This window comes from Stenotrophomonas bentonitica, from assembly GCF_002887735.1.
GTDB classification, from domain to species: Bacteria; Pseudomonadota; Gammaproteobacteria; order Xanthomonadales; family Xanthomonadaceae; genus Stenotrophomonas; species Stenotrophomonas bentonitica_A.
The window spans coordinates 1-17,198 of record NZ_PKQP01000006.1; the positions used below are offsets into that span (position 1 = coordinate 1).

The following is a 17,198-nucleotide window of genomic DNA, read 5'->3' on the forward strand; positions in this document are numbered from 1 at the left end:
GTCGCCCTTCTTCAGGTCGATGGCATCGCCTTCCTCGTCCCGGTTGTAGAACGCCTTCGCCAGCGCCCGATCCTCCTCTCGGCCCGACCTCCCCATCGGCAGGTTCCGGACAGGCGAGGCCAAGCCCGCTACGGTCCTCTTCAATCCGTTTTAGTCAAACGAATGCCAAGGCGACCCTGCACTGCCTGCAAGCGCGAGGACTCCTGTTGGCAAACGCAAGGACGGGGGAGCTGCAGGCCAGCGACGGGTCTTGCAAGTTGTTTTAGTCAGATCTTTATCAAGCGATGGAGGCGAGCTTGTGTGGCTCAATCCCCGCACTGAACATCCGTCTGACGGTTGATCGTCACGGAGAACGGATGCCACTGGATCGCTGGCGCCGCAGCCGCTCGACCAGCCCCGGCGACCGCCTCAGCGATTCGGCGGCGTCAGGGAAGAGAAAGGCGAGCAGATCGTCGTAGCGCCGGTCCGGTGCGTAGAGATCGTCGCCCCGGTCCCAACCTTCTCGGTACAGGTCGCGCTTCTTCTTCCAGCCCTCGACGTTGCCATTGGCAGCAAAGTCTGTGGTCCGATTGAAGTGACCGAGCATCACCGAGAAGGCCCAAAGAGCACTCTTGTGCCGATCGAACAGGTTGTGAGCCAGGCCCATCAGGTTTGGGAGACGGCAGGCCACGGGCTTGCCATGCTTGGCCGAGTAAGCCGCTTGAAGGTGATAGAAGGGTCCATCACCGCCATACAGAGCCTGCGGTAACTCCAACCCCACCTCCTTAAAACGAAGCCGGAGGGTCAGCCATTGAGGGCTCCCATCCGTTTGCCTAGCGAAGCCAACCACCGCCGCTTCCATTGCTTCACGCAACGCTTGGTCACGCGCTTCTCGTCGGGCATGCTGTTCCTGCTCCCGCCGTTGGCGCAGCTTCGCCAGCGCTCCATCGAAGTCGTAGAAGTAGGCCCGCGGCACACCGCCATCGCTGACGTCGAAGCGGAGATCGTCAAACTCAATCACCTTTTGAGCCAGACGGTGGCCCTCGTTTCCCCGCTCGTCGAGGGTCGGTTCGTGCCACGCGCAGTGGAGCATGAACCGCCGCTCTTGCCGCGATTGCTCCAAGGTTTGGGAATCGATACGAAATCCGTTCCGGTTGTTGGAGTAGAAGATGTCGTCCTCTGCCTGTTTGAACACCGTCGAGTCCAAGTCTCGAAAGAACCAGAGAAGCAAACCGTCGTTGCGGCGGTAGAAGCTCATCCGCTCAGCGATGACGTGCAGGAAGGTCGTCGACAGCTGCACCTCGAAGGCAACCCTGCGGCCCTGCCATGCGCTCTGCACGTCGGGCTGGCGCCATCGCACGCGATCCACGTCCTTCCAGCGGGCTTCGGTCTGGGTCCCGGTGAATCGCACGTCCGCAGCCAAGCTCTCTTCCAAGACCCTCTTGAGGTGCTTGTGCTGAGCCCCTTCCTTAGCGAGAGCGAATTTGCGCTCGCAGATCTCGGCCGGGGACAGCCCGCCCTGGCCGGGGCACTCCTGAGTGTCAAAGCGGTGTCTGAAGAAGAACCGATCCTCCGACTTGTCGTCGGTGGCAAACGACCGCAGCACCATGGCCTTTCCACAGTCGGGGCAGACATAACGCTCCCGCCCCTCGATCAGATCGTTCTCCAACGCCACGCGCTTGTCCGCGACGATGGCACCGTAGGACGCGCTGCCCAAAAACTCAGCCAGGGACACCAGCCGCCCAGAATCGCGATCATGCACTTCGTCGTATTGGCGCTTCAGCGCCAGAGCAACCCGTCGCGGGGATTCCAAGGGATCAGGCAGCGGTTCCATGCCTCATTCTACGAGTCCTGGCTCTCAGGTGATGAGACGGATCCAGCGATGGCTCCGGGCGTCGCCACAAGTGGTACTGGGGTACGGGTCGTCGACCGGCTAGCTTCTACCTCCCTTCCCGTTGCCCTTTGACCGATCCGCGCTAGAAAGGATGGAACGCGAAGACCACAGATGCCAAGGACTTCAACATGGCTGGGCATCACCCCTCGATTCATCCAAGCAAGCCTGTTCCGTGGCGAGCACCACCGAAGCCCAGGGCCGCCTGGACCAGACCGGAGAGTGCATTGAGAACACGTGGAGCGACTCAGTGATGGACGTCATGCCGTTCCTTCATGCCATTGCTCAGGCAGAGACTCCTCCCCGTGCGCCCAACAACGGCTGGCGCCATGGCGCTGGCCGTGCTGCGTCTGGAAACACGTGTGCCTTCTGTACGTCCGCCCTGGACCTCGCCTCTCCGCAGTCCTGGAGGCTGATAGCCCTCGTGCCGCTGGAACTCGGAGGGCCGCCTCACATCAGCGACAACTGGGTGCCTTCGTGCCGTCGCTGTGCTGCGACCAGGGGAATGAGGGACGTGGTGAGCTGGATGGAGTGGCACGCGTCTTTCGACCCTGCAGTGGTGTCCGCGCTGCTGGAGCAGAGGACAGCCGCGTTGCTCTTTGCGGAGAACCACTTCACCGCGCTGTTGCGTTACTCCAACCGACATCGCCACCTGAGCTCCCTGGCGTCCCGTTTCAGCCATCCCCGCTTCCTAGTGCATGCATGGTCTGGTCCCCGATATACCGCACTCCCTGCTAGGAGGCGAGCTAAGAGATGGATCAGCGATTCGCGATCCGGCATTCATTCGAGGAGCTCATGCCATGCCCACCGGGCTACTTTTTCTACACCAAGCACTGAGAAGGCCACCCCCGGATACAACCGCATCGCGGCAACCGAAGCAAGATCAGGATAGAGCTCCGTTGATGACTGCCGCTGCTACCACAGGCGACCCCACTACCGCTGAGATGCGTTCACCACACGCGGAGAGAGTCCACGATCACGAGGGAAGTGGAAAGTGAACTTCAGGCGTAGAGGACGAAATCACCAGAGAAGTGCGTGCTCGCGACAAGGCAACGTAGAAGAGCTTCGCCTGCGCGCCCTCGTCATCCTCATTCGAAAAATGAAGGGCATCTGGCACGGCCACCCGATCAAACTCCAGCCCCTTCAGCAACAGCGGCGTCGAGACCGTGCGCTTGGGAAGAAGGCGCCCCATGTGGCTAACGCGCTGGCGTGTAACAGATGCGCTCGCTACCAACGTGGCATGCTTTCCTTCGGCCAACGCAGAAAGCGCCTTAGCTGTGTCCCGAAGAAGCTCTGCACGAAACGATCTGGCCCGGCTGTGCAGTCGACACGCAGAGAGGACCTGCACTGCTGCACCCGGATCCCCCGTTGAGGAAAGCGCCTTATAGGCCGTTTGCGCCATTCCTTCAACTCGCACGTCTTCTTCGGGCCCCGGCTCGCCAGGAATCAGCGGCTTGAACAACACCGCCGACCTTACCAACGTGCGAAGCAACACCTCTCGCTGGCCACTGGAGGACGTGTCCCAGTTGGCGGCGAACTGCTGCAAAGACTTGCAAGCGATGTCTTCGATGGCTTGGTATGCAGCCCTGCTCGATTTGGCCAACTGCTCGCAGGTGGCACGACGGCAGTGAATCGCCGCCACGCTGCCACGAACGTCATCCAACTCGTGGAAGAGTGGGGACAGATCATAAGCGTTTTCACAGCGGAGGAAGACCGCCGGCCCGCCGGTCAAGTCCACGCGTTCGCCACGCTCCAGCTTTCCCCTCACCTGCGCTATCCACTCTCCCAGTGCGGGGTTGGTTTTCTTCCAACGCATGGGTTCTCTGAGTTCCTCCACAAGAGGGAAGGCAGGAAAGACGTCGCGCCCCCAAGACACGGCCGGCCCGGCGAAACCGAAAATGCCTTGCATGGCATCGCCAAAGACAATGGTGGGCAACTGTTCTGCCAGTGCGATCACGAGGCGGTGCTGGTGCAAATCGCAATCCTGATACTCATCCACCAACAGCCGATCGTAAGAGGCCGCAATGACGTCCCGAACCGGCGATACAGAGAGTACATCCAGCCCCCCGGTGTACAAGCTGTTCCACTCGCTGCCATGCGGCATCCTACCCAACGGCTTCCCTAACTTCGGGAACGCTGCTATGTATCGGGTTGCCCAGCTCGCAAGCGTATCGACAGCAGCCGAGCGGGGATCAATGCCCAAGCGACTCATGCGAGCGCGCAACGCGTGAACGCCGGCGTGGGTGTGCGTCAGCACCAGCGTCCGACCCGACATGCCCGCAATCTTGGCGATCAGCTCAGTCTTCCCATGCCCGGCGGGGGCCACCACACTCCCCCGCCTCACCCCCAAGAGGCTTCTTGCACTAGGCATAAAGCCACTCCTCAATCTCCTTCAGGGCAAGAGCAAGTTCGGAGGTTGGCCCCTGTGCTACTGCACGGTCAACAACGGGAGCCAACCCTCGGGCGATGTAGTGATTCTTGAACCAGGAGTTCTGTTTGGCCAATAGGCCAAGCCTTTGCATGATTTCCTGCCGATCCAACCCCAGCATGACGTCCATGCTTGCGAACGACCCGTTCCCGACACCCCTGTCACCAGCTTCGGAGAATGCCTTGTTGAGCTGATCGATGACCGTCGCCTCCCCTTTGTATCGCTCAGCTTCCAACAACAGCTCGTCCACAAGCGCATCGTCGGCAACCCCCGCAAACAGCGCCTCCTCAATGGCCATGGCAGTTGGATAAGTAATGGTGTGGACCCCTGCCTTATCCAACGCCTTTTGCTGCTTCGCGAGCACAGGAACGTCCGAGTCCCGGTACAGGGCCGTCGCGTAGCCCAATGCCGACAGCGCGGTCGCCATCTGCGGCGCATTGGCTCCCCCCCCATCCACTACACACGCACCGCGCTGTTCAATGGATGCCCCGGCATGCCTGGTTGGGTAAAGCTCGCGAAGGCCAAGGATCAACCCCATCTCCGTCTCGCCTTCGCACACCAAAAGCCGCCGTGCGAACAAAGCCCTCGGCATGTGCTTAAGCACCTTGCGAAGCGCATCCTGATCGATTGGATGGAGCACCTTCACGGCGCTCCCTGAGGCACGGCGGCAGACGTAGAGGCTCGCCGGCGGGACTTCACTGAGAGCCACATCGGAGTGAGTGGTCATGACGATTTGACCAGCCGGCTTGGCCAACGCCGCAGCAGCGGCTTGCGACTGGCGTAGATGAACGATGGCGCCCAGAATCCGATGAGGCTCCAATCCCTGTTCGATCTCGTCGACCAGGATGATCGCCCCGTCCTCAATCGCCGCGCGTTGAATAGCCAACGTAGCAAGTCGCCTTGTTCCGGTACCGGCCAGTCGCAGAGGCACGAAGCCGTCATGAAGCGCGATGGAGCCGGAAGAGAAGCCGCCCCTAAGCAGCTCCAGACCTGGGATGTATTCGTCTTCGACCAGCGCTCCAATTTCGATAGCTCGCGCCTGGGCTTCCTTGGCCACCTTGGCCAGGCTCGGGATCTTGTGCAACTGAGTACTGGCCTTAGCGGTCCTATACGCCTCCGCCAATTGCTGGGCCGCCTCGTCCCCAGACTCCGTGAGCTTGGACAGGATGGAACCTTGGCCCCATGTCAGGTGTCGGGCATCGTCGCCAGTCAGGCGTACTACCCGGAACAGCGCACGGTCGCGATTGGACATGGTTCGGGGGTAAGACGCCCGATCATTGACCACCTCCCATACAGGCTCCATGGTGGCATCGACCGTCAGACGCACCGTCAGGACCGCCTCGTCCCCATCTTCGGGTTCGTCTCTCAGAGTTCCGTCCGGGGCCAGGCCTCGAATATGAAGGCCGAATTTCTCATCTGAGAGCAATGGCCTTGAAAGCTCTGCGATCGTGACTTCGATCTTGATTGAGCGGGATGTGTCGCAATCTCGGAAGTCGGCCTCGCCAAAGGTGTACCACCGGGAGGACAGCGCTGCTTCAATCGCATCCAGAACCGTAGACTTCCCCGAATCCCCTGGACCAATCAAGCAACAGAGCGGCGACGCCTTGAGCGTCCACTCAAGCTCACTGATTCCGCGGAAGTTCCGCACCGACAACGTCACTATCCTCACGATTTCCCTCGATCCGTCGAATACCCTTGGCCGGGCGGGTCTAGCTTACTGCCTCGGGCGGGTTGCAACCTGACACTGGCTCGGCTACAAGGGAGTTGCCGTCCGTAAACGCGTCGGTGTTGTGCCCGCATAGCCAATAGGCTCCGGGTGCCCGAGGTCCACCCAATGGGGCACGGGAATCCTTTTCGATTCCGGAGCCATCCATGACGGCCAAGCGCCTCAAATCCATCCGCACGTCTGCCCTCCATTTCCAGTCGGGCGGTTGCTTCTATCGCGGCCTGCCGATGTGGCTCGCTGCACCTTCAGAGCTCGGACTGAGGCCCCGTAACGCTCGAGCCTTTCAATGCACCGCCGAGCACCTTGTGGCTCAGCAAGACGGCGGACTAGACACCCCTGAGAACATCGTGGCCGCTTGCATCTTTTGCAACCAGCGCCGGCACAAGCGGCGCGGTCCGGCGCCCGCACCCAAACTCTTTAGAGCTCATGTCCAACGGCGCCTCTCTCGTGGAAAATGGCATGGAGCTCTGCGCGTCAGCAGACCACAAGGACAGGGGACATTCGGTGCTGAAGAAATTTGCGTTTCTTGAATATGGCGTGGAGCTAAAAGCTCACATTTCTTCGGTTTCGGGCTTCACAGAAAGCCCTAAAGAACTTGTTGTGAGCCTCTGGGAACACGACTTCAACGAAGATTTCTCTCGATATCATGGACATATGACCGCTTGGTCAGGCGCCGGTGAAAAAAGGTTCCGGAAACAAGTCTTGGAAGCCAATCGCGAGAGACTTCCCATACGCGTCGTCCTTGCAACGTCCCAGCAGCCTGACATGGTTCGTGCCGGCCGGGCCTCCGACGCTGATAACGATTTTGTGCCCCGCTTTGACCTCGTGGGTTGGTTGATCAACCTTGATCGAGACAACGTTGAGTTCAAGTTCGAAAAGACTGGAACCGCATGGGTGAAGCCGACTGTGCAGTCAGCTGAATCCGTCGCAGTATCTGATAAGAGTGACGAAACGGATCTCGCCCTGTCCACTCCAGATGCTAGGTATTGGCGTGCAGTCGAAGCTATTGAGGCACTGGGAGAAGGAACCGTAGCTGAGACCGTAGCTTGGCTAGAGAGTCACTATCCAGGCGATCCGCTGGGCGATCCTCGCGCAAGCCTTGAGCACGTCACAGTCAACGCCACAACTCGTCCCCACTACGACAAAGCACGCAGTAACTGGCGAAGCGATAGCGGCCATCCTCGTGATCGATTGTTCAAGGTCACTGAGAAGAACCCGATCCGCACAACCTACATTCCATTCGATCCCACTAGTCACGGCCATGTCGACTTACAAAAGTCCGCAGAAGGAAAGTGGGAAGTTGTCCAGTTGCCCATGAGCGAGTTGGCATTGGCCGAAGCGGAAGCTCAAGCCACTGCACCGCCGCTGCCAATCGACTCTGACCATGATTCCCGCGTGTGGGCCATGAAAGCCATTGCGCAAAGGCAAGGCCAGTCTCTTTTTAGATCCATGTTGATCGAAGCTTACGACGGCAAGTGTGCAGTTACAGGCTCAAATGCGACCGCTGTTCTGGAAGCCGCACACATTGAACCCTACCGCGGGACTCACACGAATCGCATTGACAATGGACTCCTCTTGCGAAGCGACATTCACACGCTTTTCGACCTTGGCTTGGTTTGGCTCACCGCCGACTACCTGCTGGTCGTTGCACCTAGCTTGAAGGGGAGCGATTACGAAGCATTTGATGGTTTGCCGTTACGACTTCCTACCATAAAAGCGCATTTGCCCAATCCCGCTCACTTGATGAAGCATGCACAGCTTGCTAGAGAGAAGAATGGCCTGCCTGACCCCGCTGAACTAAAATGAAGCGCTAGCCCAATTCAGTAGCTGATCTGAAGCAAAAAATAGGCCGGGGGAGCCGGCCGAAGGATCCCGAGAAACAAGGGATGGGCAGCAGCATGCCCGCCCTGATTCGCAGGAGTTGAGACCCTTGGCCGAAATCCCGCCTGTGCTCCTGACGCAGCTGTCAGCCCTCAGCTGGCAGCTTGACGAGCTCCACCCAACCCGACTGCGCCGTGGACGCGCTCGCCATCAACGGCCCGTGCTCAAAGATGACTTTTAGTTGGTCCACGCCGGCTTGGTCTTGCGGGAAGAACGGGCCGTCTGGGCAGTAGACGAAATGATCGCCTTGCAGGGCATCGCAGGCCTGGCAATGATTGGCCAAGTGAGTTTGGTCGGCCGTATGTGAGTAGTTGGGTTTGAGCCAGGGCGAAGCCGCCCGCACGCGAGCCATAGTCCCGGCGTCGAGATCTGAGATGTATTTGAGCAGGGCTGCACCACCCTCTTCCGGGCATTCCTCGTCTTCGTTGTCGATACAGCCGGGCACCCAGATGGCCGTGACCGTCGTTGCAGCCGAGCACTTCCAGCAGGTGGTTCCGCTTTGGAGGAGCGCGCAGCTGATGGCCGAGATGTTCAGATCGGTCATGGGGATGGGTGCACATAAGCACCGCGATCCCAGGAGCGGTAACGCCAAGGCACCACCTGTTCCAGCGGGGTGAAGCGTGGGCTTGGAAGGTTGGTCAGGTCCCGAATGGCGTAGCGAAGAGTCGCGATTTGGGCCTCCGGGACGAACAGCCACAGTCTGGCGATCCAGTCGGCCAGCACGCCGCTGTCGCGCTCCATGGCCACACGAACGCCAGGCCAACGTTCGTTCCACCCTTTTAGGCGCGCGAGAAGCGAGGGTGCACGGGCGGCGTAGGTGATTTAGCACAAGAAAGCGGCTTGCTCTTTGAAGCTGACCGCCAAGGCGTCGCAATACCAATGCGGCCCGCTGATGTCGGGATTGCTCCCTTCGTTGAGCTGGATGCAACACTGGCTGTTGACGAAGAGCGCGCGGTCCGCGCGAAGGTAATCCAGCACTACGCCTTCGAAATGATCCATCCTTACATCTGCTCCATGGATGCCCGGACTTTCCTGCAGGCGTTCGGCAACCTTGCCGCGCCACCGTCAGGCATTGGATTCCTCACGATTTCTGTAGGTATCGGAGACAAAGTCAATGAAGGCCACCGCAGAGGCTACCGCCAAACGCGCATGCCTTGGCTGCAGCCCCCGGTGCTTGCCATCCCTCCCATGTCCCGTGCCGTACAAGCCACGCAACTGCGCGAGATTGTGAGTGAGGGACGTCAGGTTCCGCAGAATGAGGCGAATGTTGTCCGCTCCCTTCTTCTCGTCAGAGACTGCCTCCGGAACAAGCTGCAAGTTCACCAGCAACAGCTTCGTGAGATCTCCGATGTCTGCCGCTTTTCCGTAGACCACCCCTCGCTTGTTGAGGATCGTCTTACAACAAGTCTCAACTAGCTCTTTGGCCGTCCCAATAGCCGATGCAGGATCACCGTCAATAGATTTCTCCAGGCGCTCAATCTCCTTCGCCATCCATCCAGCGTCTAAGGCATCTGCGACGGTACGTCCGCGCGAGACCGCACGCTGCCCGTGATGAACAAGCTCACGGGAAGCGTATCGTGACCTCCCACCAATACGTTCTTCCTCAAAGATCTCCCAGCCCGCGCCGCGCAGCTGGTCATTGATGTGAGAGACGATGGTCAGCGATTCGTTCCTGTCCGGCCGGACGATTGGATGAACAATCTCGCATAGAAATCGAAGGAACTTATCCGGCGGACCATCAAGCAGATTGAAGCGCCCGTCCGTGAATACCCAGTCGCGCTCCCAGTCATCGTTGTTGATGCAGTGTTGCCAGATGTCATCAGAGGCTGTCGCATACCTCGGGTCTGTGGAAGGAAGGGAGCCCAAATCATAAAGACGGCTTAAAAACTCGACGTCATCCAGCCTGCCTTTCCAGGACGTGTCATCCAGCCGAAGGCCATCGAATATGTTCTGACGCACTTGGCGCGGCAGCTTCGACCCAATGGTTCGCCAACCTTTGCCCGTCTCACGGGCAGGGACAATCTTTGCCGTGTACCAATTGCCGGGCTCCTCGCCCATAACGTCCTTCATCTTGGTCGAGATCTGCTCCTCCAGCATTCCTCGCCTCGACCCGAGCCGAGCAAACTCGATGGCAGGCAACTGAAAGTGGATGTCCCACAGATTGGTGCCGCCATTCCAGTTGTCATAGCCAGTCAGTTCAGCCCGAGATGAGCAAGCTCTGACCAATGCTGCGGCATCCTGAAAATCTTCCGCCAACAGAAGGGAATGAACGGTCGCCAAAACCTCTTCCAACTCGGAACTTTCCATCGCAACGCATTCCCTTAATGAGCCACTTCCACGTTCACATTATCGTCCAGGGCAAACCGATGGGCCAGCACCTCAAGACAGGGCTCTCGCCTCGAACAAGGCACCCTCTACAACGCTCGTGCTCGGGGCGAAACGATGTGCGCAAGTTCACTTCGATCACTGCCTAGTGGCGCATCTAAGGCCACCTGGCGGCAGAAGCGATAGACCGCAGTACCGCTTACACCCAGCTCCCGCGCCAACTGAGCCCGGCTGACCGCGTTCAAGCGGTCCCTCACCTGGTCCACGCCCAGCCCCCGCAAGTTGCGGTACTCCGACGGTTTCAAAGCGCGCCCCAGGCGAAGGGCCCGGCGGTCCAGACTTATGGTTGCAGGCGACACGCCCAAGCGCTCGACCACCTCGGCGGACGTCAGCCCGGCTTGGATCAGCGGCCGCACCTGCTGGCGACGCTCGGCGAGCTCGCGGACTTGGCGGTTCCGGAAGGCCTGCCGCCCGGAGCCGGCCAGGCGGTGTCGCCGCACCTAGCGGTTCACGGCTTGGTGGGTGACGCCCAGCCGTTGGGCCAGGATCCGCTGAGTCACCCCTTCGTCCAGCAAGGATTGGACATGGGCCGGGGACTGGCCGCCGAGAAATCCCTTGTGTGGACTCATCTAACCATTGCCGCGAGGTCGCCCTGGATCACCGAGGGCGACACAGCCAGCGCTTGCGCGATGGCCTTATGTCTCAGTCCCGCGGTCATACTGGCCAGAACCGCATACGGCCGCTGACGTGCATAGGCTTGGCGACGCGCCTCTGGGTCGATGGGCATGGCATCGGATGGGTTTATCCGTTGGGCGTGCTCGATTTGCTCCCGCTCACCATAGGCTTGGCGGTGCGCGGCCACCCGATAGGCCTTGCCCCCCTGCTCCGCCGGCCGTTCGACAAGCTTGGCGCGCTTCCCCGCGACCCCAAAACCGGGATCCGGCGGATCGATAGCTCCATTACTTGCTGGTGCATCAGACTAAACTTGGTGACCTCGCGCCGTGTGGCGCGGCCCGTCGCAACACCATCGCAACAAAAAATCCCGTTACTTGCCGTTTTTGACGGCAACCCGCCCTCACTGACCGAGACGGACTCCATTGCAAGCCGCTGATTCAAAACAAAATAGCAGCAACATCAAGGCCTCATCAGAACACACCCCGCTCATGAAGCAGTTCTTCGCCGCCAAGTCCGATTACCCGGACCTGCTGCTGTTCTTCCGCATGGGCGACTTCTACGAGCTGTTCTACGACGACGCCCGCAAGGCGGCGCGGCTGCTGGACATCACCCTCACCCAGCGCGGCAGCTCGGGCGGCGCGCCGATTCCGATGGCCGGTGTGCCGGTGCATGCCTACGAAGGCTATCTGGCGCGTCTGGTCGCCCTGGGCGAGTCGGTGGCGATCTGCGAGCAGATCGGCGACCCGGCGCTGGCCAAGGGCCTGGTCGAGCGCAAGGTGGTGCGCATCGTCACCCCCGGCACCGTGACCGATGAAGCGCTGCTGGACGAGCGGCGCGATACGCTACTGATGGCGCTGTCGCGCGGCAAGCACGGCTACGGCTTGGCCTGGGCCGATCTGGCCGGCGGCCGCTTCCTGGTCAACGAAGTCGATTCGGACGATGCGCTGGAAGCCGAGCTCGCGCGTTTGGAACCGGCCGAGCTGCTGGTGCCCGATGAAGAAAACTGGCCGGCCTTCCTGCAGTACCGCAGCGGCATCCGGCGACGTGCGCCGTGGCTGTTCGATGCCGACGGCGGCCGCCGACAGCTGCTGAATTTCTTCAAACTGCACGACCTGACCGGGTTCGGCATCGACGACAAGCCGCGCGCCACCGCCGCCGCCGGTGCCCTGCTCGGCTATGTCGAAGAAACCCAGAAACAGCGCCTGCCGCACCTGACTGCGATCGCCACCGAAACCGCGAGCGAAGCCATCGCCATGAACGCGGCCACGCGCCGCCATCTGGAACTGGACACGCGCGTGGATGGCGATACCCGCAACACCCTGCTCGGTGTGCTCGACACCACCGTGACGCCGATGGGCGGTCGCCTGCTGCGGCGCTGGCTGCACCGCCCGCTGCGCCTGCGCGAAGTGCTGGTGCACCGCCACGATGCGGTCGCCACGCTGATCGACCGCGGTGCCGACAGCGACGTGCGCGATGCCTTCCGCGCCCTTGGCGATCTGGAACGTATTCTTACCCGTGTGGCCCTGCGCTCGGCGCGCCCGCGCGATTTCTCCACGTTGCGTGATGGCTTGGGCCTGCTGCCGGACGTGCGCGCGGTGCTCGCCCCGCTGGATTCGCCGCGCCTGATCGCCCTGCACGATGCGCTGGGCTCGCATGACGAATGCGCGCACCTGCTGGCCAGCGCGATCGCCCCGACCCCGCCGCTGAAGCTCAGCGACGGCGGCGTCATCGCCGAAGGGTACGACGCCGAGCTCGATGAGCTGCGCCGCCTCTCCACGCATGCGGACCAGTTCCTGATCGATCTGGAACAGCGCGAGCGCATCAGCAGCGGCATCGCCACGCTCAAGGTCGGCTACAACCGCGTGCACGGCTACTACATCGAAATCAGCAAGGGCCAGTCGGAGAAGGCACCGGTGCATTACACGCGCCGCCAGACGCTGACCAATGCCGAGCGTTACATCACCGAGGAACTGAAGTCCTTCGAGGACAAGGTGCTGTCCGCGCGCGAGCGCTCGCTGAGCCGCGAGAAGTTCCTGTACGAGCAGTTGCTGGACATCCTCGCCAGCGGGCTGGAGCCGCTCAAGCAGTGCGCGGCGGCATTGAGCGAACTGGACGTGCTGGCCGGTTTCGCCGAGCGTGCGCAGGCGCTGGACTGGGCGCGCCCGGAACTGGAGACCGCGCCCTGCCTGAAGATCGAGCGCGGGCGTCACCCGGTGGTCGAAGCGGTACGCGAGCAGCCGTTCGAACCGAACGACCTGGACCTGCATCCGGACCGCCGCATGCTGGTGATCACCGGCCCGAACATGGGCGGTAAATCCACCTACATGCGCCAGAACGCACTGATCGTGCTGCTGGCCCATATCGGCAGTTTCGTGCCGGCCAGCCGTGCGGTGATCGGCCCGATCGACCGCATCCTGACCCGTATCGGCGCCGGCGACGATCTGGCCCGCGGGCAATCGACCTTCATGGTCGAGATGGCCGAGACCAGCTACATCCTGCACCACGCCAGCGCACAGTCGCTGGTGCTGATGGACGAGATCGGCCGCGGCACGTCCACGTACGACGGCCTGGCGCTGGCTGATGCGGTCGCACGCCATCTGGCTTACCAGAACCGCTGCTACACGCTGTTCGCCACGCACTATTTCGAACTGACCGCCCTGGCCGACGAACAGCACCAAGGCGGCGCCAGCGGCATCGCCAACGTGCACCTGGATGCGGTGGAGCACGGCGACGCGCTGGTGTTCATGCACGCCGTGAAGGATGGCCCGGCCAACCGCAGCTTCGGCCTGCAGGTGGCCGCACTGGCTGGCCTGCCGAAATCGACCGTCGCCCAGGCGCGACGTCGTTTGGCCGAGCTGGAGCAGCGCAGCCACGAGACGCAGTCCGCCGTGGTGGCCGCGCAGGCGCTGGATGCACCGCAGCAGTTCGGGCTGTTCAACGCGCCCAACACCGCTGCCCAGGACGCGCTGGCCGCGATCGATCCGGACGAGCTGACCCCGAAGCAGGCACTGGAAGCGCTGTACCGGTTGAAGACACTGCTCTGACGATCCGGTAGTGCCGGCCGCTGGCCGGCTCCCCGCAGAGCCGGTAGCACCCGACCGTTGGTCGGGGGCACGCGCGGGCCCGCGTGAATTCTTCGCATTCCCGTAGTGAACGCGGCGCTATGCTCGGGCGGTCCCCATCCCTGCCCTGGAGTCCGCCGTGAATACCGAATCGCTTGCCGCGTCCCTGTTCCAGCAACTGCAGCAGGGCCAAGGCCTGCAGCAGGTATCCCAGCAATTGGGCATCGATCAGAACCAGGCCAGTGGCGCCATCGGGGCGGCGCTGCCGCTGTTGCTGGGCGCAATGGGCCGCAATGCCCAGGAACCCCAGGGCGCGCAGGCCCTGCTCGGCGCCCTGCAGCGCGACCACGCGCCGGCCAGCGGCGGCGGCTTCGATCTGGGCGGGCTGCTCGGCAGCGTGCTCGGCGGTGGCGGCGGCAATGCGACCAACGGCGCCGGCATCCTTGGCCACGTCTTCGGTGGCAATACCGACCGCGCCACCCAAGGCCTGAGTCAGGCCACCGGGCTGGACAGCAGCAAGACCAGCCAGCTGCTCGCCATCCTCGCCCCCATCGTTATGTCCTATCTGGCCCAGCGCTTCGCCAGCGGCGGCAACGCCAGCCCGGGTCAGCTCAGCCAGGCCCTCGGCCAGGAAGCGCAGAGCGCCAACAGCGGTGGCCTGCTGACCTCCGTGCTGGACCAGGATGGCGACGGCCAGCTGGGCGTCGGCGATCTGCTCACGCTCGGTGGCGGGCTGTTCGGCAAGCGCTGAGGGCGAGACGCGAAATAGCCTGCGCCTATCACATCGGTTGATTCATTCGAATTTACTGAATGAACGGCAGTGCCTAACGTGGACGTATGCCTTCACATCGCGCCGCCCCACGCGCCGCACGTGCAGGTGCCACGTTACCCGACGTCGCCATCGCCTCCCCCGCGCCGGTGGTCTCCACGTTCGCCAGTCCACAGGTAGATACCCATGAAAAGCGAAGCCAAGTGTCCGTTCAACCACGCCCTCGTCGGCGATGCCACCACCAACCGGGACTGGTGGCCCAAGCAGCTGCGGGTGGATCTGCTCAACCAGCACTCGAGCCGCTCACAGCCGCTGGATGACACCTTCGATTACGCCGAGGCCTTCAAGGGCCTGGATTACGCCGCGCTCAAGGCCGACCTCAAGGCCTTGATGACCGACTCGCAGGACTGGTGGCCAGCCGACTTCGGCCATTACGGCGGCCTGTTCGTGCGCATGGCCTGGCACAGCGCCGGCACCTACCGCATCGGCGATGGCCGGGGTGGCGCCGGCCGCGGCCAGCAGCGCTTCGCACCGCTCAACAGCTGGCCGGACAATGTCAGCCTGGACAAGGCCCGCCGCCTGCTGTGGCCGATCAAGCAGAAGTATGGCCAGGCAATCTCCTGGGCCGACCTGCTGGTGCTGACCGGCAACGTCGCACTGGAATCGATGGGCTTCAAGACGTTGGGCTTCGCCGGCGGCCGCCCCGATACCTGGGAACCGGACCAGGACGTGTACTGGGGTCGCGAAACCACCTGGCTGGGCGGCGACGTGCGGTATGCGCACGGCTCTGAAGGCGTGCAGGAAGACCACGGTGTGCTGGTCTCCGATGACGACGCGGACGGCGACATCCACTCACGCGATCTCGAGAACCCGCTGGCCGCCGTGCAGATGGGCCTGATCTACGTCAATCCGGAAGGCCCGGACGGCAACCCCGATCCGCTCAAGGCAGCATTCGACATCCGCGATACCTTCGGCCGCATGGCCATGGACGATGAGGAAACCGTCGCCCTGATCGCCGGTGGCCACAGCTTCGGCAAGACCCACGGCGCCGGCCCGGCCGACAACGTCGATGTGGAACCAGAAGCGGCCGGGCTGGAAAGCCAGGGCCTGGGCTGGGCCAACCGATTCGGCACCGGCAAGGGCGGCGACACCATTACCAGTGGCCTGGAAGTGACCTGGACGCGCACACCGGCGCAATGGAGCCACGACTTCTTCGAGATCCTGTTCGGCCACGAGTGGGAACTGACCAAGAGCCCGGCCGGTGCGCACCAGTGGGTAGCCAAGGACAGCGAGGCGATCATTCCCGATGCGCACGATCCGTCGAAGAAGCATCGCCCGACCATGCTCACCACCGACCTGTCGCTGCGGGTGGACCCGGCGTACGAAAAGATCTCGCGTCGCTTCCTGGCCGACCCGCAGGCCTTTGCCGATGCCTTCGCCCGTGCGTGGTTCAAGTTGACCCATCGCGACATGGGCCCGCGCGCACGCTATCTCGGCCCGGAGATTCCGGCCGAAGAATTCGTCTGGCAGGATCCGGTGCCGGCAGCCCCCCAGGCCACGATCAGCGCGCAGGACATTGCCTCGCTGAAACAGCAGATCGCTGCGGCCGGGCTGAGCGTAGGTGAGCTGGTCTCCACCGCGTGGGCGTCGGCGTCCACCTTCCGCGGTTCGGACAAGCGCGGTGGCGCCAATGGTGCGCGCGTGCGCCTGGCCCCGCAGAAGGACTGGGCGGTCAACCAGCCGCAGCAGCTGGGCAAGGTGCTGGCCGCGCTGGAGAAGATCCAGAGCGGCTTCAAGGGCGATGGCGGTGCTCAGGTGTCGCTGGCCGACCTGATCGTGCTGGCCGGCAATGTCGGCGTCGAGCAGGCGGCCAAGGCCGGTGGCCATGAGGTGAGCGTGCCGTTCAACCCGGGCCGCACCGATGCCAGCCAGGCGCAGACCGATGTGGACTCGTTCTCGGTGCTGGAACCGTACGCCGATGGGTTCCGCAACTACGTCAAGGGCCGTTACGCCGTGCCTGCCGAGGCGATGCTGATCGACCGCGCACAGCTGCTCACGCTGACCGCCCCGGAAATGACCGCACTGGTCGGTGGCCTGCGCGTGATCGGCACCAACGTCGGCGGCAGCCAGGACGGCGTGTTCACCGATCGCGTCGGCACGTTGAGCAACGACTTCTTCGTCAACCTGCTCGACATGCGCACGCAGTGGGTGGCCAACGGCGATGGCTACAGCGGCCGCGACCGCAGCACCGGCGCGCAGCGCTGGAGCGGCAGCCGCGTGGACCTGGTGTTCGGCTCGAACTCGGTGTTGCGTGCACTGGCCGAGGTCTACGCCAGCGCGGACGGCGAGAAGAAGTTCGTTCGCGACTTCGTCGCTGCCTGGGCGCGGGTGATGGAGCTGGACCGCTACGACCTGCGCTGATCCGCTGTCGCAGGCACACACGAAGACCGGGCCCACTGGCC

12 protein-coding genes are annotated in these 17,198 nt (G+C 62.5%); 5 read left to right on the forward strand and 7 right to left on the reverse strand.

What is annotated here, in order from left to right:
• Positions 1-343: 343 nt before the first annotated feature.
• The 3 genes from C0R07_RS12295 to C0R07_RS12305 form a co-directional block, all read right to left on the reverse strand.
• Positions 344-1,813 (reverse strand): DUF6035 family protein, encoded by a 1,470-nt coding sequence (locus C0R07_RS12295; RefSeq protein WP_102789039.1) that lies wholly within the window; start codon positions 1,811-1,813, stop codon positions 344-346.
• 1,033 nt (positions 1,814-2,846) lie between these two features.
• Positions 2,847-4,241, reverse strand: coding sequence for a UvrD-helicase domain-containing protein (locus C0R07_RS12300; protein ID WP_102789040.1), 1,395 nt, complete (start codon positions 4,239-4,241; stop codon positions 2,847-2,849).
• On the reverse strand, positions 4,234-5,952 hold the full coding sequence (locus tag C0R07_RS12305) for an ATP-dependent nuclease (protein WP_217350021.1): 1,719 nt from the start codon (positions 5,950-5,952) through the stop codon (positions 4,234-4,236). Before C0R07_RS12305 ends, C0R07_RS12300 begins: the two co-directional genes overlap by 8 nt.
• 299 nt (positions 5,953-6,251) lie before the next feature.
• Here C0R07_RS12305 and C0R07_RS12310 point away from each other — a divergent pair, with 299 nt between their 5' ends.
• Positions 6,252-6,554 (forward strand): HNH endonuclease, encoded by a 303-nt coding sequence (locus C0R07_RS12310; RefSeq protein WP_254427850.1) that lies wholly within the window; start codon positions 6,252-6,254, stop codon positions 6,552-6,554.
• On the forward strand, positions 6,451-7,830 hold the full coding sequence (locus C0R07_RS20135; RefSeq protein WP_254427839.1) for an HNH endonuclease: 1,380 nt from the start codon (positions 6,451-6,453) through the stop codon (positions 7,828-7,830). The genes C0R07_RS12310 and C0R07_RS20135 overlap by 104 nt, the downstream gene beginning before the upstream one ends.
• Before the next feature lie 160 nt (positions 7,831-7,990).
• Here C0R07_RS20135 and C0R07_RS12320 read toward each other — a convergent pair whose 3' ends face one another.
• The 4 genes from C0R07_RS12320 to C0R07_RS12330 all read right to left on the reverse strand — a co-directional run bounded on the left by C0R07_RS12320 (position 7,991) and on the right by C0R07_RS12330 (position 10,212).
• Positions 7,991-8,449, reverse strand: a complete 459-nt coding sequence (locus C0R07_RS12320; RefSeq protein ID WP_102789043.1) for a hypothetical protein — start codon at positions 8,447-8,449, stop codon at positions 7,991-7,993.
• Positions 8,446-8,646: a hypothetical protein gene (locus C0R07_RS20140; RefSeq protein WP_254427840.1), complete on the reverse strand. Its 201-nt coding sequence runs from the start codon at positions 8,644-8,646 to the stop codon at positions 8,446-8,448. Before C0R07_RS20140 ends, C0R07_RS12320 begins: the two co-directional genes overlap by 4 nt.
• Positions 8,647-8,727: 81 nt before the next feature.
• Entirely contained in the window at positions 8,728-8,904 is a 177-nt protein-coding gene (locus C0R07_RS20145) for a hypothetical protein (RefSeq protein WP_254427841.1), read from the reverse strand.
• Between the two features lie 66 nt (positions 8,905-8,970).
• On the reverse strand, positions 8,971-10,212 hold the full coding sequence (locus C0R07_RS12330) for an abortive infection family protein (RefSeq protein ID WP_102789044.1): 1,242 nt from the start codon (positions 10,210-10,212) through the stop codon (positions 8,971-8,973).
• Positions 10,213-11,393: 1,181 nt separating this feature from the next.
• On the opposite strand from C0R07_RS12330, the gene mutS reads away from it, so the two are divergent.
• The 3 genes from mutS to katG all read left to right on the forward strand — a co-directional run bounded on the left by mutS (position 11,394) and on the right by katG (position 17,157).
• The gene (mutS, locus tag C0R07_RS12340) at positions 11,394-13,949 is read left to right on the forward strand and encodes a DNA mismatch repair protein MutS (RefSeq protein ID WP_102789046.1); all 2,556 of its coding nucleotides are present in this window, start codon (positions 11,394-11,396) and stop codon (positions 13,947-13,949) included.
• Between the two features lie 157 nt (positions 13,950-14,106).
• Complete coding sequence (locus C0R07_RS12345; RefSeq protein ID WP_102789047.1) at positions 14,107-14,718, forward strand: DUF937 domain-containing protein; 612 nt, start codon at positions 14,107-14,109, stop codon at positions 14,716-14,718.
• 204 nt (positions 14,719-14,922) lie between these two features.
• Positions 14,923-17,157 (forward strand): catalase/peroxidase HPI, encoded by a 2,235-nt coding sequence (gene katG / locus C0R07_RS12350; protein ID WP_070473365.1) that lies wholly within the window; start codon positions 14,923-14,925, stop codon positions 17,155-17,157.
• Positions 17,158-17,198: the final 41 nt, after the last annotated feature.

Coding starts and splice junctions, on each gene's coding strand:
- C0R07_RS12295 (WP_102789039.1), bottom strand. CDS start 1,813: ATGGAACCGCTGCCTGATCCCTTGGAATCCCCGCGACGGGTTGCTCTG.
- C0R07_RS12300 (WP_102789040.1), bottom strand. CDS start 4,241: ATGCCTAGTGCAAGAAGCCTCTTGGGGGTGAGGCGGGGGAGTGTGGTG.
- C0R07_RS12310 (WP_254427850.1), top strand. CDS start 6,252: ATGTGGCTCGCTGCACCTTCAGAGCTCGGACTGAGGCCCCGTAACGCT.
- C0R07_RS20135 (WP_254427839.1), top strand. CDS start 6,451: ATGTCCAACGGCGCCTCTCTCGTGGAAAATGGCATGGAGCTCTGCGCG.
- C0R07_RS12320 (WP_102789043.1), bottom strand. CDS start 8,449: ATGACCGATCTGAACATCTCGGCCATCAGCTGCGCGCTCCTCCAAAGC.
- C0R07_RS20140 (WP_254427840.1), bottom strand. CDS start 8,646: ATGGAGCGCGACAGCGGCGTGCTGGCCGACTGGATCGCCAGACTGTGG.
- C0R07_RS20145 (WP_254427841.1), bottom strand. CDS start 8,904: ATGGATCATTTCGAAGGCGTAGTGCTGGATTACCTTCGCGCGGACCGC.
- C0R07_RS12330 (WP_102789044.1), bottom strand. CDS start 10,212: ATGGAAAGTTCCGAGTTGGAAGAGGTTTTGGCGACCGTTCATTCCCTT.
- mutS (WP_102789046.1), top strand. CDS start 11,394: ATGAAGCAGTTCTTCGCCGCCAAGTCCGATTACCCGGACCTGCTGCTG.
- katG (WP_070473365.1), top strand. CDS start 14,923: ATGAAAAGCGAAGCCAAGTGTCCGTTCAACCACGCCCTCGTCGGCGAT.